Origin of the sequence: Mucilaginibacter roseus, assembly GCF_021215455.1 — a bacterium.
Taxonomy (GTDB): Bacteria; Bacteroidota; Bacteroidia; order Sphingobacteriales; family Sphingobacteriaceae; genus Mucilaginibacter; species Mucilaginibacter roseus.
On the sequence record NZ_JAJPWV010000003.1, the window covers coordinates 485,800 to 504,698 of the forward strand.

Annotated in this window: 19 protein-coding genes; 8 read left to right on the forward strand and 11 right to left on the reverse strand. The window is 43.3% G+C overall.

Annotated features, from left to right (window positions below; all coding sequences use genetic code 11):
- Positions 1-618 (reverse strand): 50S ribosomal protein L3, encoded by a 618-nt coding sequence (gene rplC / locus LT679_RS11330; RefSeq protein WP_232177699.1) that lies wholly within the window; start codon positions 616-618, stop codon positions 1-3.
- A gap of 233 nt (positions 619-851) precedes the next feature.
- Here rplC and LT679_RS11335 point away from each other — a divergent pair, with 233 nt between their 5' ends.
- The gene (locus tag LT679_RS11335) at positions 852-1,457 is read left to right on the forward strand and encodes an energy transducer TonB (RefSeq protein ID WP_232177700.1); all 606 of its coding nucleotides are present in this window, start codon (positions 852-854) and stop codon (positions 1,455-1,457) included.
- 2 nt (positions 1,458-1,459) lie between these two features.
- Here the strand turns inward: LT679_RS11335 and LT679_RS11340 are convergent, their stop codons facing one another.
- Together LT679_RS11340 and LT679_RS11345 are read right to left on the reverse strand one after the other, a co-directional pair.
- Positions 1,460-2,593: a hypothetical protein gene (locus LT679_RS11340; protein WP_232177701.1), complete on the reverse strand. Its 1,134-nt coding sequence runs from the start codon at positions 2,591-2,593 to the stop codon at positions 1,460-1,462.
- 26 nt (positions 2,594-2,619) lie between these two features.
- Positions 2,620-3,879: a prephenate dehydrogenase gene (locus LT679_RS11345; protein ID WP_232177702.1), complete on the reverse strand. Its 1,260-nt coding sequence runs from the start codon at positions 3,877-3,879 to the stop codon at positions 2,620-2,622.
- 126 nt (positions 3,880-4,005) lie between these two features.
- Between LT679_RS11345 and LT679_RS11350 the strand changes: the two genes are divergently transcribed.
- Entirely contained in the window at positions 4,006-4,635 is a 630-nt protein-coding gene (locus tag LT679_RS11350) for a hypothetical protein (RefSeq protein WP_232177703.1), read from the forward strand.
- Positions 4,636-4,683: 48 nt separating this feature from the next.
- Here LT679_RS11350 and LT679_RS11355 read toward each other — a convergent pair whose 3' ends face one another.
- On the reverse strand, positions 4,684-4,848 hold the full coding sequence (locus LT679_RS11355) for a hypothetical protein (RefSeq protein WP_232177704.1): 165 nt from the start codon (positions 4,846-4,848) through the stop codon (positions 4,684-4,686).
- A gap of 162 nt (positions 4,849-5,010) precedes the next feature.
- On the opposite strand from LT679_RS11355, the gene LT679_RS11360 reads away from it, so the two are divergent.
- Positions 5,011-5,208, forward strand: a complete 198-nt coding sequence (locus LT679_RS11360) for a hypothetical protein (RefSeq protein WP_232177705.1) — start codon at positions 5,011-5,013, stop codon at positions 5,206-5,208.
- Positions 5,209-5,283: 75 nt separating this feature from the next.
- On the opposite strand, the gene rpsJ is transcribed toward LT679_RS11360, so the two are convergent.
- The 4 genes from rpsJ to rpsL form a co-directional block, all read right to left on the reverse strand.
- The gene (rpsJ, locus tag LT679_RS11365) at positions 5,284-5,589 is read right to left on the reverse strand and encodes a 30S ribosomal protein S10 (RefSeq protein WP_022830652.1); all 306 of its coding nucleotides are present in this window, start codon (positions 5,587-5,589) and stop codon (positions 5,284-5,286) included.
- A 161-nt stretch (positions 5,590-5,750) separates the two neighbouring features.
- Positions 5,751-7,865: an elongation factor G gene (gene fusA / locus LT679_RS11370; RefSeq protein ID WP_232177706.1), complete on the reverse strand. Its 2,115-nt coding sequence runs from the start codon at positions 7,863-7,865 to the stop codon at positions 5,751-5,753.
- Between the two features lie 114 nt (positions 7,866-7,979).
- A complete protein-coding gene (gene rpsG, locus LT679_RS11375; protein ID WP_232177707.1) occupies positions 7,980-8,447 on the reverse strand; it encodes a 30S ribosomal protein S7 in 468 nt (155 codons plus the stop codon).
- 18 nt (positions 8,448-8,465) lie between these two features.
- On the reverse strand, positions 8,466-8,879 hold the full coding sequence (gene rpsL, locus LT679_RS11380; protein WP_079717716.1) for a 30S ribosomal protein S12: 414 nt from the start codon (positions 8,877-8,879) through the stop codon (positions 8,466-8,468).
- 254 nt (positions 8,880-9,133) lie between these two features.
- Between rpsL and LT679_RS11385 the strand changes: the two genes are divergently transcribed.
- A complete protein-coding gene (locus LT679_RS11385) occupies positions 9,134-10,366 on the forward strand; it encodes a M57 family metalloprotease (protein ID WP_232177708.1) in 1,233 nt (410 codons plus the stop codon).
- A gap of 50 nt (positions 10,367-10,416) precedes the next feature.
- Here LT679_RS11385 and LT679_RS11390 read toward each other — a convergent pair whose 3' ends face one another.
- Complete coding sequence (locus tag LT679_RS11390) at positions 10,417-11,376, reverse strand: NAD-dependent epimerase/dehydratase family protein (RefSeq protein WP_232177709.1); 960 nt, start codon at positions 11,374-11,376, stop codon at positions 10,417-10,419.
- Positions 11,377-11,496: 120 nt separating this feature from the next.
- Here LT679_RS11390 and glmS point away from each other — a divergent pair, with 120 nt between their 5' ends.
- Entirely contained in the window at positions 11,497-13,332 is a 1,836-nt protein-coding gene (gene glmS, locus LT679_RS11395) for a glutamine--fructose-6-phosphate transaminase (isomerizing) (protein WP_232177710.1), read from the forward strand.
- Between the two features lie 131 nt (positions 13,333-13,463).
- Positions 13,464-14,399 (forward strand): hydrogen peroxide-inducible genes activator, encoded by a 936-nt coding sequence (locus LT679_RS11400; RefSeq protein WP_232177711.1) that lies wholly within the window; start codon positions 13,464-13,466, stop codon positions 14,397-14,399.
- A gap of 133 nt (positions 14,400-14,532) precedes the next feature.
- Here the strand turns inward: LT679_RS11400 and LT679_RS11405 are convergent, their stop codons facing one another.
- Together LT679_RS11405 and LT679_RS11410 are read right to left on the reverse strand one after the other, a co-directional pair.
- Positions 14,533-15,540, reverse strand: a complete 1,008-nt coding sequence (locus tag LT679_RS11405) for a ferredoxin--NADP reductase (RefSeq protein ID WP_232177712.1) — start codon at positions 15,538-15,540, stop codon at positions 14,533-14,535.
- Entirely contained in the window at positions 15,540-16,544 is a 1,005-nt protein-coding gene (locus tag LT679_RS11410) for a quinone oxidoreductase family protein (protein ID WP_232177713.1), read from the reverse strand. Before LT679_RS11410 ends, LT679_RS11405 begins: the two co-directional genes overlap by 1 nt.
- A gap of 175 nt (positions 16,545-16,719) precedes the next feature.
- Here LT679_RS11410 and LT679_RS11415 point away from each other — a divergent pair, with 175 nt between their 5' ends.
- Both LT679_RS11415 and LT679_RS11420 read left to right on the forward strand, forming a co-directional pair.
- Positions 16,720-18,189, forward strand: a complete 1,470-nt coding sequence (locus tag LT679_RS11415; protein WP_232177714.1) for a sensor histidine kinase — start codon at positions 16,720-16,722, stop codon at positions 18,187-18,189.
- Between the two features lie 9 nt (positions 18,190-18,198).
- On the forward strand, positions 18,199-18,888 hold the full coding sequence (locus LT679_RS11420) for a LytR/AlgR family response regulator transcription factor (protein ID WP_232177715.1): 690 nt from the start codon (positions 18,199-18,201) through the stop codon (positions 18,886-18,888).
- Positions 18,889-18,899 lie beyond the last annotated feature (11 nt).

Below are 18,899 nucleotides of genomic sequence, written 5' to 3' on the forward strand. Positions count from 1 at the left end.
TTATTTATCCACTATTACGAATGAACCCTTAGCTCCTGGAATGGAACCTTTAACAACTAATAGGTTTTGCTCAGCAAATACCTTTACTACTTCCAGGTTCTGAACCTTAACGCGAACGTTACCGGTTTGCCCCGCCATACGCATACCTTTAAATACGCGTGATGGCCATGATGACGCACCTAATGAACCTGGCGCACGTAAACGATTGTGCTGACCGTGAGTTTGCATACCCACACCGCCAAACCCGTGGCGCTTTACAACACCCTGAAAACCTTTACCTTTTGAGGTACCAACCACGTCCACAAAATCACCAATCTCAAAAATGTCGACAGTAACGGTGTCGCCTAATGATTTTTGATCCTCGAATGATTTGAACTCAACCAGCTTGCTTTTTGGCGCAGTGCCGGCTTTTTGGAAATGGCCTTTTAAAGGAGCAGTAGTGTTTTTTTCCTTTTTTTCGCCGTATGCCAACTGAACAGCAGCATACCCGTCTGCTTCAACAGACTTCACTTGCGTAACTACGCAAGGGCCAGCCTCGATCACAGTGCATGGGATGTTTTTCCCTGACTCGTCGAAAATGCTGGTCATTCCTACTTTTTTACCAATAATTCCTGACATTTCTTTTAATTTGTTTAAGCCCATCGAAGCAGTAGGGCTTCGTTCAAGGCATATTATTCCCTTTTAAGGGACGGCAAAGTTAGAAATTTTACTTTAATTGTCAAATAGTTACGAAGTTATTTTTAAAATATTTATTTAGGTGTCATGCAGTTACGTCATCAGCCTCAATAAAACGCATATCAGGCTTGACTACAAGTTGATAATTGTATAAATTAGATTGATCTTTTAGCATCATGAAATTCCTTTTACCTTTTATTTTTAGCGTTTCGTGCGCGGCTACCGTGTTCGGGCAATCAAATTCAGACTCAACTTCGACCAGCTTTTTTATAGCTGTTGAAACACAGCCCCAGTTTTCGGGCGGCTACGCTAATTTTAGTAAATACATTAGTAACAACCTGAAATATCCCGGCGTAGCGCAAATACTTGGCATAGATGGAAAATTACAGATGCAATTTATTGTTGAAAGGGACGGTAGTATTGCTGAGGTTAAAGCCCTTAATTGTATAGGTGCCGGATGTGAGGCCGAAGCTGAACGGATTTTATTGAAATCACCTAAGTGGATTCCCGGTATACAAAACGGAAAACCGGTAAGGGTACAATATACCATCCCAATTGCTTTTTATCACCGGAAAGCGATGGTGACCATGAAAGAACTCCGTAAGTCCGACTACGGCTTTTTCTTCCTGATAAAAGATAAAGAATATAACATAGATCAGGCGGAAGAACTGCTTGGCAAGGAATTTTTGTCAAATAGTATCATTATTGCTGAAGAGCAATACGATGAACAGCACAAAGTTGCCGGTAAAAAGGCGACTTATTTGTTAAAGATAGATAGTTAATGTCAACGATATGGCACCCGTAACTGTTTATAACCTACCATCAGAATAAATATCAGGCTACCTGTTACAAATCCCCCTATTATAAAAAGCAGTTTTAAATTACTTCTACTCTCAAATGGTTCGTAAACGGGCGAGAATATCAGCGTTGACCATTCGCGCTTTTCGCCACCAATCGCTGCAACATAGCCTCGATAGTCTTTGCTGTATTTAACCCTGTCGAGATAAATAAAATCATTTAACTGCTTTGACTTGAGTTTAGCCAAACTTCGCTCATAAAAATCCTGCTTCTCCCGGTCCTTTTCCTGCTGCGAAAGAGCGTCATCAATACGCTCTTCATATTTAAAACCTAACCAGGCAACTGGCGTACCTGATTTTGCATGTGTTGGCTTCCATGTATATTGACGCTTATTCAATATCACTTTAATAACTGTATCTGCGTCGTACGTTTTTAAAGCATATTCAGGATTTAACATTCTGAATCCCTCAACAGCTGCAGGCCGGATATTTTTAAGTTCTTTCCGGCTGATCTTTTTACCGTTTAGTATAAACGTGGCGTTCCGGTAAGGTTCAGGAACATCCATATAACCCGAGTCTATGTAAACTTGCGACGCATTATCAAGTATCGGCATACAGAAGTATAACTCCATTTCATAATACCTATCACTGCTGTACTTACTTTTTCTTGCAACATCACTACCATACAAAACTTTAACACCGCTTTTATCAACAAAAGAACGCTTAAGCGTATAATATTTAGTTATAGGGTACTGTTTTATTTGTGTAACATGATCCAGCTTAGTTAAACCACCTGTTAATTGTTCAATATACTCCTGTGCTATAATAGCAGGAATTGCGATACTCAGACAGGCAATAAACCCAATATTAAAAACCGGATCATGTCGCCCTACTTTATTAACCAATACCAAATATTTAATGCGCTTCCTTAAAAACACAATTATTAACAAACCTGACAACGCTGACGTAATGAAAACATTAATAGCAGTCTCATCTGCCACTATCATTCTATGCTTAATAATAAAGCACCAATGCAAAAAGGTATACAAACCTATAACTACAAAGGCAATAAAAAAATACGGTAAAATTATGCGGCGAAGCTTGGCTGCAAAGTGTGACATGATAAGGCCGGGTTACTGTGATTTTACTATTCCATCGTCAACCGCCTGATGAGTTCGGCGCTTTGTTTATTGCCTTCATCGAGCCTGTCCTTAAAAAAAGCCTGTACGTGATTAAAGTGATTTTTGTAGCCCTGCATATCGCCATAGCCTATGATGGACGACCACTCGCGCACGGCTGAATGAAATTCCAGATCATCGCCGCGGATGGTTTTATCGTATAGTGCGGTCTTGATGGATTCTTCCAGTAACTCCTGGTTCTTGAACAGATATTCGGCAATGCCCAACCTCAGGCGGAAAGGTGGGGTTTGGGCTATCAGGTTATCGTACGGACTAACGCCCAAATGGCACCAGGCATCAACCATACTTAATATACTAAGGTGCGAATTTGGTTTACGCTGGGCGGGGCCATCGGCTAAGGAAAACTCCTTCATCACAGCATCATTAAACATGATAGGCTTGCGGCTTTCGTGAAAAACAAAGTCGCGGGCGCGGTACAACCTGTCGCGAAACTTTTGCTCTTCTTCCATAATCATCAGTTTAAATAACTCCGACTCGGATTGCGCATAACGCTTTACCTGCTGGCGCGCGTATGGATTCATGATGGCCAGTCCGGCGTATACGTGGGCTTTATAGCTAAATATACGCAGCGTGGTAAGTATTTTTACATTGTCTATACCGCCATGGTAGGAACCGTTGTCCCACGGGAAAAAACCGGCGTTGCTCCAGGCGGTACCCATACTTTCAAAACCTACGTGGGTTACAGCCTGGGTATCTGCTACTATACGGTCGTGCTCGTGGTAATCTTTTAACTCCACCACATCTGAGCCGATGGCCGTGAACAGATCGAGCATTCGCTTATAAGCATCCGCATCAGAACGGTGATTGATCAGGATCAGCTTCTGCCCGTCAGGTGCAAAGCCCGGACCGTGCATAGCATGGAAGGTAATGATGTTGGCATCGGCAGGCAGGTGTTTTTCAAAGGCGGTTATTTCGGGATGCTTTACCGAGGTTTGCCCGGCTACAATGGCGCCATACTTGGTGATCGGGCCGTACTCGGCTACTACCTGCATTATCTTTTCTGCCTCTACTGAGTAAATAATGAGGTCGCAACGGTGGGCTATTTCCCTTCCGCTATCCAGCAATTGTACGCCATGAGGGGCAAGATCCGCCTCCAGTTTCTCCCGGTTTTCGGGCATGTCGCAGCCAAACACCTCGTAACCCGCCTTTGCAAAAGCCTTGGCGTATAAACGCCCCATATCGCCCAAACCTATAATGCCTATTAACATGTTGCTAATATAAGTATGCAAGGCATATTTTGGAATGAAACATTATTTTCGTTTATTGCAAGCGGCCGGGTAACAACAATACCCATGTTTAGGCCGTATAATGTAAAACCATCTAAAGCTATACCTATGAAGAAATTATTTTTTACACCGATAATTATTTTTATAGCGTTTTTTTCGTTTGCCCAGGGGCAGGACTCTACCAAAAAAGCCAGTGCTCCAGCACAAGCGCGTGCACAAGCAGCCGCTCCGCAAAATACCGATCGCAGCCTGAGCGGCCAGTACCGTTACCTGCTTACTAAAACGTACAACTATCAGCAACCGGTTATCGGTGCGTTTTACCGCAACGTGATGGATACCATAAAAACCGAACGTGCAGCGTTACGCAAAGCCCAGGCCACCGTGGCCAGCCAGGCAGCTATCATTAAAAAGCTGAATGTTGATGTTACTGTTAAAGATGAAACCATATCCGCAGCAAACTCACGTGTAGACCAGATTAACCTACTGGGGATAAGCCTTACCAAAGCCGCCTATAATACCCTGATGTGGGGGCTGGTGCTGGGTTTTGGCATTGCGCTGGCTATTGTGATAATTACTACCACGCGTTTCAGGCAGGAGGCCAAATACCGCATCAAGCTTTACAATGAGCTTTCGGAAGAGTTCCAAACGTATAAAACCAAGGCGAACGAAAAAGAGAAAAAGCTTGCCCGCGAACTGCAAACGGAGCGTAATAAGCTTGACGAACTGATGGGCAGATAAAAATATAACGTAGCGGCAAATAATAGCAAATGCGGGAGCTAAGCGTCGCTATTTCTTTTCCCTGTTTTTAAGGTCAGCGGCTACACTGCCATCTGTCTTTTTGGCTTGCTGTTTTGCCGTGCGCGCTTCAGCCTCCTTTACCTCGTCTTTCTCACTGATCGGGCCTTCAGTACGCAATTCCTTTTCGTTGTCTTCTTGATGTTGCTTTGCCATAATTATATTCTTTACAGTGGTAACCTATGGTCTAAGCATATTGTTTAAAAGAAAATAAATTAATCTTAAGGAAATCAATCTGAATTATTTTCCATATATTTACTTACCTTTTATAGCCGAACTACACTCACATATTTCCTGGTTTACTTTAAATTTTGCATTATGAAACAGGAATTAAAACATTACGAGTTCATAAACCTGCAAACAGGCAATGTAATTTCGTACATAACGCTGCCCGCATCGCTTACCGGCACCGAACTGGAGCAACAACTGGAAAGGAAGAAAACCGAGTTGGCAGTAAACAAGCGCCTGTATCTGGAGCTGATCTATTGGCAGGATCAGGATCACTGCATCAGGTAAATAATGGCTTAAAATAAAACAGCCATTTGCTTTAGGCAAATGGCTGTTTTATTATGTTCGGATCTTCCGGTACTATCACACTTTGATCTCTACTTCAACACCGCTTGGCAATTCAAGCTTCATTAAAGCATCAACAGTTTTTGAGTTTGAACTGTAGATGTCTAACAAACGCTTGTATGAGCAAAGTTGAAATTGCTCACGTGCTTTTTTGTTTACGTGTGGTGAACGTAATACAGTGAAGATTTTTTTCTCGGTTGGTAAAGGCAGCGGTCCGCTAACTACAGCGCCGGTTGGCTTTACAGTCTTTACGATTTTCTCGGCTGACTTGTCAACCAGATTGTAATCGTAAGATTTTAATTTGATCCTGATTCTTTGGCTCATTTTAATTTTACTTTTGGGATTTCACTGATTATAGAGCGATCTCTCCGATTTGTTAATTTGGCTATACCTAAGAGCTATTTGTTAGGTAATGGCCGGTTTATTTTTAATTGCACTGATCTATCGGTGAAATCACTCCTAAATCAGTGCAATTATATAACGAATTATTCGTCGTCACCACCTTTTTGGCGGCCTTTGTTTTTAGCAACAACTTCTTCCTGTACGTTGCGTGGTGCTTCTTCGTAGTGATCAAACTCCATGGTTGAAGTTGCACGGCCTGAAGTAATAGTACGTAATTGCGTTACGTAACCAAACATCTCAGAAAGTGGTACCATAGCTTTAATTACCTGAGAACCGTTACGGGTATCCATACCTTGCAGTTGGCCACGACGACGGTTCATGTCACCGATAACGTCACCCATGTTTTCTTCAGGGGTAAGGATCTCGATTTTCATGATCGGCTCAAGCAATACCGGCTTACATTTTGGCAATGCTGCGCGGTAAGCTGAACGGCCTGCGATCTCGAAAGATAACGCGTCCGAATCGACAGCGTGGAATGATCCATCTATCAAACGAACTTTTAAGCCGGTAAGCGGGAAGCCTGCAAGCACACCATTATCCATAGCTGATTTGAAGCCTTTCTCAACAGATGGAATGAACTCGCGAGGGATAGCACCACCAACGATTTCATTAACAAACTGTAAGCCTTCTTTATCGTCATCAGCAGGAGAGATGATAACCTGAATATCGGCGAATTTACCACGACCACCGGTTTGTTTCTTGTAAGTTTCGCGGTGCTGGGTAGTACCGGTAATAGCCTCTTTGTAAGCTACCTGTGGCGCACCCTGGTTAACCTCAACCTTGAACTCACGTTTCAAACGGTCCATGATGATATCCAAGTGAAGCTCGCCCATACCTGAAATTACAGTTTGACCTGTATCCTGATCTGTTTGTACGCGGAAGGTTGGATCTTCTTCAGCTAATTTACCAAGCGCGATACCCAGTTTATCAACGTCGGCCTGAGTTTTAGGCTCAATAGCCAAACCGATAACCGGCTCAGGGAATTGCATTGACTCTAACACGATAGGGTGTTTTTCGTCGCAAAGGGTATCACCGGTTTTAATATCCTTAAAGCCTACTACCGCAGCAATATCACCCGCACCTACGTTAGGGATAGGGTTTTGCTTATTAGCGTGCATTTGGAATATACGAGAGATACGCTCTTTATTTTCTGAACGCATGTTGTATACATATGAACCAGCATCCAGGTTACCTGAGTAAACACGGATGAAGCACAAACGGCCTACAAATGGGTCGGTAGCAATTTTAAATGCAAGTGCTGAGAATGGTTCTTTAATATCCGGTTGACGGGTGATCTCCTCACCAGTGTCTGGATTTGTACCGGTGATAGCTTCAACATCAAGTGGCGAAGGCAACAACTCCATTACATAATCAAGCATAGTTTGTACACCTTTGTTTTTGAACGATGAACCGCAAGTCATCGGAACGATCTTACCGGCCAGTGTAGCCTGACGTAAAGCGTCAAGTACTTCACGCTCAGTAATAGTGGTCGGGTCGTCAAAGAATTTTTCCATCAGCGTATCGTCAAACTCGGCAACAGCTTCAAGTAATTTCTCTCTCCACTCGTTAGCTTCGTCAATCAGATCATCAGGGATCGGAACTTCAGTAAAGGTCATACCTTTATCGTGCTCGTTCCAAACCACACCACGGAAGTTGATCAAATCAACCACACCTTTAAAACCATCTTCGGCACCGATAGGGATTTGCAGTGGCACAGCGTGGCTGCCCAGCATATCTCTAACTTGCTTAACAACTTTCAAAAAGTCAGCACCTGAACGGTCCATTTTGTTAACGAAACCGATACGTGGTACGTTGTAGTTGTTAGCCAAACGCCAGTTAGTTTCTGACTGTGGCTCAACACCATCAACTGCTGAGAAAAGGAAAACCAAACCATCAAGTACACGTAATGAACGGTTTACCTCTACGGTAAAATCCACGTGACCCGGGGTATCAATTACGTTTACCTGGTATTTATTGTTACGGTAGTTCCAGAACACGGTAGTAGCTGCCGAAGTGATGGTGATACCACGCTCCTGCTCTTGTGCCATCCAGTCCATCGTAGCTGCACCTTCGTGCACCTCGCCAATTTTGTGGCTCACACCAGCGTAATAAAGTATACGCTCGGTAGTGGTGGTTTTACCGGCATCAATGTGAGCGGCAATACCAATGTTTCTTGTATATTTAAGATCTCTTGACATCTTTTGTTGTTTGATTTCTCGGATTTAAAATGATTTCACCGACCTGTTGAGATTAAAAATGCAATCCTAACAAAATCGGTGGAATCGTATATTAAATCGGTGTAATCCTTTTGTTTAGAACCTGAAGTGTGAGAACGCCTTGTTGGCTTCAGCCATTTTGTGCGTATCTTCTTTCTTTTTAACCGCAGCACCTTCACCTTTTGAAGCAGAGATGATCTCACCGGCTAATTTCTCCATCATGGTTTTTTCGCCACGTTTACGAGCATAGCTGATCAACCACTTCATACCCAAAGCAATTTTACGCTCCGGACGAACCTCAGTAGGAACCTGGAAGTTAGCACCACCTACACGGCGTGATTTAACTTCAACAGCTGGCATTACGTTGTTCAAAGCTTTTTTCCAGGTATCTAAACCGTTTTCACTGGTTTTTTTCTCAACGATATCAACAGCGTTGTAAAAAATTGAGTACGCGGTAGATTTTTTACCATCATACATCATGTTGTTTACAAACCTTGTTACCATGGTATCATTGAACCTTGGATCAGGAAGGATAATTCTCTTTTTTGGTTTCGACTTTCTCATTTTCTATTATCCTCCTTATTATTTCTTTTTACCTTTTGCAGGTGCAGCAGCTGCCTGACCTGGTTTAGGACGCTTGGTACCATATTTAGAACGGCGTTGGTTACGGCCGGCAACACCTGAAGTATCTAACGCACCACGGATGATGTGGTAACGTACACCTGGTAAATCCTTAACACGACCGCCACGGATTAACACGATAGAGTGCTCCTGTAAGTTGTGACCTTCACCCGGGATGTAGGCGTTAACCTCTTTACCGTTAGTAAGGCGCACACGGGCAACTTTACGCATTGCTGAGTTTGGTTTTTTAGGGGTAGTGGTGTACACACGGGTGCACACGCCTCTTCGCTGTGGACAGCTGTCCAACGCTGGCGACTTACTCTTGTCTTCCAGAGCTACTCTACCTTTTCTAACTAATTGCTGAATAGTAGGCATTTCTTGCTTTGTTTCTTTACAGTTTTATTCCTATTTTAAGGACTGCAAAGGTATGTCAATTTTTTTTATTAGCAAATGCCTGATAGAAAATATTTTAGATGGGCGTTATAATTTCGGTTTCAAAACTTTTAGTTCAATAAAAAAAACCTCTCCATTTACATAAAGCACGTCAAAAAATTAAATAATAATTATTTTTTAATCAATAAGATATTGCTTAAAAATTTATATTTGATTTCAATTTAAACATTATCATTATGAGAAATCACTTGTTACGCTATGGCATGCTGCTGTGCACATTACTTTTTCTTTTTAATTCGTGTAAAAAGGAACCATCCGTAAAATCTAATGAGGCTGTGGAAAAGCCGATAAAAACTGCAATAGATTACATTAAATCCCTTGGCTTTCGCGAATCAGAGATAAAGGATATTGGAGAAAATTATCTTGTTAATGAAGATATTCTTTTTTCAAAAAAACAAGTAGAAGAGTTATTAAAGAAAAATAACAACAAGCTTCGAGTTGATCAGTATGGTTCACAAAACTATTTAGGATTACTGTCAAATGTCATCATTAAAATAGACCCTTCTATGAACAGCTATGTTAATGAAATAAATTCTGCCATAACGCAATGGAATAACGTACCTAATTGCAGGGTAAAGTTTATTATACATAACGGACAAGGCGTTCCTTATGCCCCACCAAATGTAACCATCACGAATGGCTCTTTAGGCACTAACACTTGCGGTGCAGCTTATTACCCCATGAACGGTGCGCCCGGCAATCAGATATGGATAAATTTAGCGGTCACAACCAGTATGTCTTTTGACCAAAGGCAGCGCACTGTAACCCATGAGTTAGGGCATACAATAGGGCTGGCTCATACCAATTGGTTTGCCGTTGGCGATGCGGGCTCCGGAACTACAGGTAATGGAGCAAAATATAATACCACCCATATACTAGGTACGCCTACCGGTTATGATTATGTTTCTTTAATGAATAGCGGAGAGTGTTCTTACGGCGCTACACAGCTATCTGATTATGATAAAATAGCGGTTCAGTTTATTTATCCGGAAAACCCGCCTGTTGCCGGTATGTCACCCGTATTCAGATATAACAATGTCGGCAATGGCGATCATTTTTACACAAGCAACTATTATGAGCTATCGCAAGGGGGCAATAACAGCTATTTATTCGAAGGAGTAGGCTTTTTTGCACCGACATCACAAATTTCCGGCACATCTCCAGTTTATCGTTATTATAATTCAGGTAACGGCGATCATTATTATACGCGGACTCTGGGCTCATACTCGGGTTACACTTATGAGCGGGTAGCTTTTTATGCTTATGCTTCGGCAACAAATGGCGCTGTACCTGTATATGGTTATTACAATACACAAACCGGAGACCACTTTTATACTAAAAACCAAAATGAATTTATAAACGGCACCGGTACTTATGCTTACGAAGGGGTGCAATTTTATGCCTATTAAATAACTTTCAGCCTATGCAAAGCCAATAGTAATTAGCTTTGCATAGGCTGTTATACAGCACAAATCTCCTTTATACTCTCGCTCACCGGCTTAAATTCTATCCCGATTGCTTTCTTTATTTTAGAATTGTCAAAATACTTGGTGGTAACGGCCGATTGAGCGGCTATTTTATCCAGCACAGGGTCTTTACCTGTTAAAGCCGCAACCAGGGCGGCCGCGCGCCAGGCCAGGTTCATCATCCAGGGTTTTGCTTCTTTGGCTGGCGCTGGTATACCGTAGCCTTGCGCTATCTCTTCAACCAGTTGCTTGTAAGCGCGATTCTCAGCATTTATTATAAAACGTTCGGCGGTGATATCACTGTTCATTAAGGCGATCATGCATTTGGCTACATCCTGCACATCAACCAGTCCGGCAGTGCCGCTGGTATAAAATTTAAGGCCTTTACGTACAGTGTTAAATATTTGCCCCGTACCCTCGTCGCCGGCATTTTTGCCTATAATTAATGATGGGTTTACGATCACGGCATCCAGCCCCTCTGCAATACCTCGCCAAACTTCCATCTCACTTTCCAGTTTTGATATGGCATAGCCATCCGTCTCGGTGCTTACATCTAAATGCGTATTCTCGGTAATAACCTCACCAGGTTTTGCTAAACCCAGTGCCGCTATTGAGCTTACATGCACCAACTTGCAGTTATTATCGAGACAAAGGTTTACTACATTAGCTGTGCCTGCAACGTTGGCGGCTATCATGGGATCCTTATCCTTTTGCTTTAATGATACCCATGCAGCAGCATGATACACCCGCGTTACGCCTGCAAAAGCATCCTCAAGCGCAAAAACATCCAGTATATCGGCATCAACCCACTCAATGTTTCCAGAGAAAGGCGTCAATATAGTGGGCACAACAGATGATTTACGTTTTGTGCAACGCACACGTTCACCCTGCTTTACTAACTGCATGGCTACTTCAGCCCCTAAAAAACCCGTTGCGCCTGTTATTAAGATCATGCCTTTAATACTAAAAATAGATTGCGCAAAGGTGCACAATTAATTTGGCAGCCTTACACTTGATTGCGCTAAACCTCGTTACATTTGCAACAATCAATCTACAAACAAAAACCTGAAACAATGTGCGGAATAGTTGGATATATAGGTCACCGTGAAGCCTATTCAATAATAATAAAAGGTTTGCACCGGCTGGAATACCGCGGGTATGACAGCGCGGGCATCTCTATATATAATGATGGTATTAAAGTTTACAAAAAAGCAGGCAAGGTAAGCGCGCTCGAAGAGTTTGCTAAAAACTTGCCGGTAACGGGCACTATCGGCATGGGCCATACCCGCTGGGCTACACACGGTGCTCCAAGCGATCGCAACTCGCATCCGCATGCCTCAAATAACCGCAAGCTAACCATCATTCATAATGGCATTATTGAAAACTACGCTACCATTAAGGAAACACTGCTTGCAAAAGGACATGTATTTAAAAGCGATACCGACACCGAAGTTTTAATTCACCTGGTTGAAGATATTGCCACGGCTACAGGAATGGACCTGAAGGAAGCCGTACGCATTGCACTTAATAAGGTAATTGGCGCTTATGCTATTGTTATAATGAGCGAGGACGACCCCAATCTGCTCATCGCGGCGCGCAAGGGTAGTCCGATGGTTATCGGCGTGGGTGAAGGCGAATACTTTATAGCTTCGGACGCTACGCCGATTGTGGAGTATACCAAGAATGTAATTTACCTGAACGATAACGAGATCGCTTACCTTACCCGCGAAGAGCTACTGATAAAAAACATTGACAATACGGTACAAACACCCTACATCCAGGAACTTGACCTGAAGTTGGAAATGCTGGAAAAAGGTGGATACGATCACTTTATGCTGAAGGAGATTTACGAGCAGCCACGATCAATACGTGATTGCCTGCGTGGTCGCATTTATCCGCAGCAGGGCAATGTACAATTAGGTGGTATAAAAGAGTATGCCGATAAGCTCCGCAACCTCGACCGTATTATCATAGTAGCCTGCGGCACATCATGGCATGCCGGTTTGGTAGGCGAATATTTGATTGAGGAATACGCGCGCATACCAGTAGAGGTGGAGTACGCTTCGGAATTCAGATACCGCAACCCGATCATTACCGAAAAAGATTTGGTGATAGCCATATCACAATCCGGAGAAACAGCTGATACCATGGCGGCTATAGAGCTGGCTAAGGAAAAAGGCGCTACCATATTTGGCGTATGTAACGTGGTGGGCGCATCTATCCCACGTATCACGCACGCGGGTGTGTATACGCATGCCGGGCCCGAAATAGGCGTTGCCTCGACCAAGGCCTTTACATCGCAGGTGACCGTGTTAACCTTGATGGCCTTTTATATGGCGCAGCAGCGCGGCGCTATAACCCAAAGCAAACTGATAGAATACCTGACTGAACTGGACGCCATACCAACACTGATTGAAAAAGCTTTAAAAACAAACGACGAGATAAAGGAAATAGCCGCCAAGTTTAAGGATAGCCGTAACTGCCTTTTTCTGGGCAGGGGCAGCTCGTTCCCGGTAGCACTTGAGGGAGCTTTGAAGCTTAAAGAGATATCCTACATTCATGCGGAGGGCTACCCCGCTGCCGAAATGAAACACGGGCCGATAGCATTGATTGATACCGAGATGCCGGTGGTATTTATCGCCACCAAACATTCATCATACGAGAAAGTAATCAGCAACATACAGGAAGTAAAGGCGCGGGGCGGCAGAGTGATCGCCATTGTAAGCGAGGGAGACACTGCCGTTAAGGATATGGCCGACTATGTAATAGAGATACCGCAAACCGGCGAGGCCTTTGTACCGCTGTTAGCTACTATACCGCTGCAGTTGCTCTCCTATCACATCGCTGTAATGCGCGGTTGTAATGTAGATCAGCCGCGGAACCTGGCAAAATCGGTAACGGTTGAATAATGAACATTTCATTTAGTTTAAACGGGTTGTTACAATGTAACAACCCGTTTTTTTATTGTGGATAAAAACACAGGCAAACCAATAGAATAAATCAATGATAAAATTAAATTTGCATCAATTTATTCTATAACATGACTATTACACAGCTGGAATACATTGTAGCCGTTGACACTTACCGCAGTTTTGTTACTGCTGCCGAAAAATGTTTTGTAACGCAACCAACCTTGAGCATGCAAATACAAAAGCTTGAGGACACTTTAGGCGTAAAACTTTTTGACCGCACCAAGCAGCCCGTTATACCTACGGAAATAGGCATAGAGGTGATTAGCCAGGCGCGGGTTTTATTGGCCGAAAGCGAAAAGATAAAAGAGATCATCAGCGATAGACAGAAGGAACTTTCAGGTGAACTCAAAGTAGGCATTATCCCTACCATTGCGCCGTACATACTCCCTAAAATCATCACCAGCTTTATTGAGAAATATCCGCAGGTAAAGCTGGTAGTATGGGAGCAAACCACCGAGCAGATCATACAGCAATTAAAGATGGGCATGATTGATTGCGGCATCCTCTCAACACCGCTGCACGAGGCCTCACTAACAGAAATACCAGTGTTTTACGAAAACTTTGTGGCCTACGTATCGCGCGATAGCAACCTGTTTAAAAAGAAAAGCATTCAGCCTGATGACATTGATGTAGAAGAGATATGGGTACTTAACGAGGGGCACTGCATGCGTGAGCAGGTTTTGAATATTTGCCAGCGCCGAAAAAGCACACGCGGATTTCAGCATTTTGAATACAACACGGGCAGCGTTGAAACATTGAAACGCATGGTTGACCAAAACAATGGCGCTACCATACTACCAGAACTCGCCCTCGCCGATTTGACAGAGAAACAACTGGACCGCGTGCGTTACTTTAAATCGCCGGAACCGGCGCGCGAGGTGAGCATCGTTATTCCGCGCAACTTTTTAAAGCGCCGCATGATTGAGGCTCTCAAAAATGAGATACTTGACTTTATACCCAAAAGGCTAAAAACCAAGAAAAAGAAAGAGATAATGGATATATAAGAGGCGAGCGGTGAATGGTGAATAGTCAGTAATGAACAGTAGAGTGTTAATAGAGATTTGTACTCGCATCTAATCCATATTAACAACTACCTAACCATATATTCACTACTTCCAACTCATCATTCACAACTCACTATCCCTCTATCTCCACTTCCGTTACCGGGTGGCCGGTGCAGGTGAGTATCCAGCCTGCGGCTAAGTCTTCGGCGGTGAGTACGTCGTTACGCACCATTTCGACTTTGCCGCTTTTACAAATAACCGCGCAGGCTGAGCATACGCCTGCTTTGCAGCTGTAAGATAATTGAATACCATTTTGCAGGGCAGCCTGTAATATGGATTGATTTTCCCCGGCTATAATATCATAACGCTCGCCCCTATAGTTAATGCCTACTTTTTGGGGCGGATAATTAAGCACAGGCGGGGCAACGGCAACCGTTTCTATTACAAAATTTTCTTTACGGATGCGCTGTGGTTCAATGCCCATATACAGCAAAGTCAACCTAAGCATACGCATATAAGCGAATGGCCCGCACAGATAGAAATCAGCATTGAGCAAACCATTAGGCGTGTGCTGCCTAACAAGCTTTTCAGCCATAATATTATTAAGCCGGTTTGCTTCGCTGCTTAACAGGTGTATTACTTTTAACCTTTCTGGATGCATAGCAGTCAAGTCATGCAATTGCTGCTTAAAAATAATTGATAACTCGCTAAGACTGCTATAGACAACAGTTATACTACTCTTGCCATCTCTCGCCAAATGATATTTCAGTTGCGAAAATACCGGCGTAATACCGCTCCCGGCGGCGAATATGATAATATCTTTCTTTTGTTCGGGACGACTGATAAGAAACCGGCCGGCCGGTTCAACAGCGCGCAAGACATCGCCAACCTTAACCTTGGTAAACATAAAGCGTGATATTTCGCCGTTGGGGATGCGCTTTACGGTAATAGCCAGCAATGCTTCATCAGGTGATGAACTGAGCGAGTACGATCGGCGTATTTCCTCATGATGATGATCAAATACCAGCGTAATAAACTGCCCGGCTTTATAGCTTACCTTTTCGCCGGTTACATTGCTCAGGTAAAACGTTGATGTATCAGCCGTTTCTTGTTCTATCTTCTCAACCCTTAACTGTAGCATTAGCCTATTCTTAACACCAACTTACCAAACTGACTTGAATCATCCATCTTCCTGATTGCTTTTTCAGCCTCAGCTAACGGAAATATTTCATCAATAACCGGTTCAATTTTATGCTCGGCGATGAATTGGAGCATCTGCTCAAATTCGGCGGGAGCGCCAAGCGTTGTACCTAATATACTGATGTGATTCCAGAATATTTTTCGACCGTTAAGCTCTGGAATACTGCCTGCGGTGCCGCCCCAAAATACGATGCGTCCACCCGGTTTGCATATGTCAATCAGCTTTTCAAAGCCCTGCCCTAACGCGCTATCCAAAATCACATCAAAACCACCACCAGATAACTGGTGCAACTGCTCCGCCCAATCCTGAGCCTTATAATTAACCCCTGCCGAAGCTCCCAACTTTCTTGCCCGTTCAATCTTTTCGGCCGAGCCGGATGTTACAAAAACCTGGCAGCCTGCAGCTAAAGCATATTGCAAGGCAAAAACCCCGGTTCCGCCGCCAACGCCGGTTATCAGCACCTTATCTTCTTTTTTTGCCTGCCCTCTGGTAAACAACGCCCGAAAGGTGGTTAAACCCGCTACGGGTAATGTTGCGGTTTGCTCAAAATCAAGATGCATGGGTTTGGCTTGTATATCGGTTACCGGTACGGCTATATACTCAGCTAAAGTGCCTTGGTCGGGCGGCAAACCTATAATGTTAAAGTCTTTTGATTGGTGTTCAGTACTCTCCCCCCAACCGCGCGCGGGGTATATTACTACATCCTTACCAATCCAGTTGCTGTCGGCATCACTGCCTGCTTCGACAACTGTACCCGCACCGTCAGAACCGATTACCGCAGGATAAGCTATGCCCGGATATTTACCTTGCGTTATCCACCAATCGCGACGGTTTAATGATGCCGCTTTTAACTGCACCAGCACTTCTCCGGGTTTGGGCGTCGGTTTATCAATATCTTTTACGGTTAATGGCTGATTCAGCCCTTCCAGTACAATGGCTTTCATAATTAAACTTTACTTTATATTTAGGCGGAGCAATCACTGTTCCGAAAACCCGAACTAAGCGACTATGGGGTAAAACTATCAAAATTCCGCTTTGGTCACATTTATCGCACTGTTGGTCACATTTTTTACTTTTGGAAAACCGTGTTGCGTACCATTGCCCTAAACAAATCACCTTATGCTTAAATCTCTCCAAACTAAATTAAAAACCGAAACGCTCATTGAGCTTTTATTGGTTGCACTCGTCATCTTAGCTACGTTTATTGTTCACCTGTTTGATGCAGCAGATATTGTTAAAATCAATCGTTTAAACGGCATTCCAACTACCTACGGGTTTTTGCTTGCCCCGGCTGCCTTTAAATATGCCGTAACATTTGTATGCTATTTGTTATTGTGCGCTTACGTAGCCCCGGAGTTTAAAAAACCAGAAGGCCAATCTGCCAGGCCGGCGGTTTTAGTATATGCGCTGATAGCAGTATCGCTGTTGCTTAACTTAATCAGCATTTACTTTGGTGCGCTTCTGGCGCTCAGATTATGGATCATCCTGTTTACACGGACTAACAGATCAGCTACTAATGCCTTAAATTACGAAAGCGGATTACTTACCGCAAGCTGGATTTTTTTGACCGTAGCTTCTGTATTTGTTGATATAAACACAGTAATAAGGGTTTTTATTTTATTGGTAATACCCGCTTGTATCATTGTTTATCTGTACGCCATGTACCGCATATTGCCACGAAATCAACATAAAAAATGGCTTTTTTTAAACTATTTTATAAGGATTATGCCTTGTATAGCTCTTTCAACATTAGTAACTATACTAACAGTAGCTCAATTAAAAGAACACAATTACCCTTACAGTTTAAATGAAGCTTTCAGGCTCGATCTGCTAAACTTTAAAGTTCAAGGGAACGATATTGAAGCGCTGCTGGTAATATGCCTATTGACACACTTACTGTTTGTAATTCCTTTTGCCTGGAGCAATTTTAAAAGCCGTAACAGAAAATTAGACCAGCAAATAAACGAGCTTAAAACCGAACTTGGGCAAACCGATGCCAACCTTAACTTTTTAAAATCGCAGATAAACCCGCACTTTTTATTTAACGCCTTAAATACTTTGTATGGTACCGCCTTGCAGGAAAACGCGGAACGCACCGGCGAGGGCATACAAAAGCTTGGCGATATGATGCGCCTAATGCTCCAGGAAAACATGAAAGATAAAATAGCGCTGACCATGGATATTGATTATCTCAACAACTACATCCTGTTGCAAAAGCTACGCACCGCTACATCTGCCAATGTTGTAATTGAGGCCGAGATAAGTAATGATAATCCTGATCTGCTAATAGCGCCTATGCTGCTTATCCCTTTTGTTGAGAATGCCTTTAAGCATGGCATCAGCCTTATTAATCCTTCATTTATAAAAATGAAACTGGTAACCAGCGGCAATACCCTTTACTTTGATGTGCATAACAGCATTCACCTGAAAAGCGATAATGACCCAGAAAAGGGGCAAAGCGGCATCGGGCTCGAAAATGTGAAGCAACGCCTGAATCTGCTTTACAACAACAAGCACGAATTAATTATCCGCGAAACCGCGAAAGACTTTTTTGTACACCTTACCTTGCAGTTAGAAGATGCCGTTTAACTTTATAACATGATTGCCATTGCCATTGATGATGAACCCATCGCGTTAGATATTGTACGCACGCATGCCCAAAAAGTACCCTTTATACAAATGGATGGTTACTTCACAAACGCTTTTGAGGCACTCGGCTATTTGCAGCGCAACAAGGTCGACCTGATATTTTTAGATATCAAGATGCCCGATATCAGCGGAATAGACTTTATGAACAGCCTTACCAGCCCGCCTATGGTGGTGTTTACAACAGCCTATTCAGAACATGCGGTAAAAAGCTTTGAGCTCAACGCGGTAGACTATCTATTAAAACCATTTTCGCTGGCGCGATTTTTAAAGGCCTGTAACAAAGCCCTCGAATTATATGAACTCAGAAACAAGCAGCATGTGACAGGTGCGCCCGAAGCTATTTTTATAAAGGATGGCTACGAGCAAGTAAAAGTAGCTATAAATGATATCCTGTTTTTAGAAGCATCAGGAAATTATGTGAAAGTTCATCTGCATAACGATAGTTCCCTTAGTACCCGAATGACGATTGGCGATATGCTGTTGATGCTACCCTCCAAGTCCTTCATCCGCATACACCGGGCTTACGTGGTAGCCCGGAATAAAATAAGCCGGTTTGACCGCTACCAGGTGTACATTGATAAACATACGGTACCCATAGGGGCTACTTACGCGCAATGCCTGCATGATATGCAATCATAAAAAAGGCGGCA

Coding starts and splice junctions, on each gene's coding strand:
- LT679_RS11360 (WP_232177705.1), top strand. CDS start 5,011: ATGAAACAGGAATTAAAACATTACGAGTTCATAAACCTGCAAACAGGC.
- LT679_RS11385 (WP_232177708.1), top strand. CDS start 9,134: ATGAGAAATCACTTGTTACGCTATGGCATGCTGCTGTGCACATTACTT.
- LT679_RS11345 (WP_232177702.1), bottom strand. CDS start 3,879: ATGTTAATAGGCATTATAGGTTTGGGCGATATGGGGCGTTTATACGCC.
- rpsG (WP_232177707.1), bottom strand. CDS start 8,447: ATGAGAAAGTCGAAACCAAAAAAGAGAATTATCCTTCCTGATCCAAGG.
- glmS (WP_232177710.1), top strand. CDS start 11,497: ATGTGCGGAATAGTTGGATATATAGGTCACCGTGAAGCCTATTCAATA.
- LT679_RS11415 (WP_232177714.1), top strand. CDS start 16,720: ATGCTTAAATCTCTCCAAACTAAATTAAAAACCGAAACGCTCATTGAG.
- LT679_RS11420 (WP_232177715.1), top strand. CDS start 18,199: ATGATTGCCATTGCCATTGATGATGAACCCATCGCGTTAGATATTGTA.
- LT679_RS11390 (WP_232177709.1), bottom strand. CDS start 11,376: ATGATCTTAATAACAGGCGCAACGGGTTTTTTAGGGGCTGAAGTAGCC.
- rpsL (WP_079717716.1), bottom strand. CDS start 8,879: ATGCCTACTATTCAGCAATTAGTTAGAAAAGGTAGAGTAGCTCTGGAA.
- LT679_RS11355 (WP_232177704.1), bottom strand. CDS start 4,848: ATGGCAAAGCAACATCAAGAAGACAACGAAAAGGAATTGCGTACTGAA.
- LT679_RS11400 (WP_232177711.1), top strand. CDS start 13,464: ATGACTATTACACAGCTGGAATACATTGTAGCCGTTGACACTTACCGC.
- rplC (WP_232177699.1), bottom strand. CDS start 618: ATGTCAGGAATTATTGGTAAAAAAGTAGGAATGACCAGCATTTTCGAC.
- LT679_RS11335 (WP_232177700.1), top strand. CDS start 852: ATGAAATTCCTTTTACCTTTTATTTTTAGCGTTTCGTGCGCGGCTACC.
- LT679_RS11410 (WP_232177713.1), bottom strand. CDS start 16,544: ATGAAAGCCATTGTACTGGAAGGGCTGAATCAGCCATTAACCGTAAAA.
- fusA (WP_232177706.1), bottom strand. CDS start 7,865: ATGTCAAGAGATCTTAAATATACAAGAAACATTGGTATTGCCGCTCAC.
- rpsJ (WP_022830652.1), bottom strand. CDS start 5,589: ATGAGCCAAAGAATCAGGATCAAATTAAAATCTTACGATTACAATCTG.
- LT679_RS11340 (WP_232177701.1), bottom strand. CDS start 2,593: ATGTCACACTTTGCAGCCAAGCTTCGCCGCATAATTTTACCGTATTTT.
- LT679_RS11405 (WP_232177712.1), bottom strand. CDS start 15,540: ATGCTACAGTTAAGGGTTGAGAAGATAGAACAAGAAACGGCTGATACA.
- LT679_RS11350 (WP_232177703.1), top strand. CDS start 4,006: ATGAAGAAATTATTTTTTACACCGATAATTATTTTTATAGCGTTTTTT.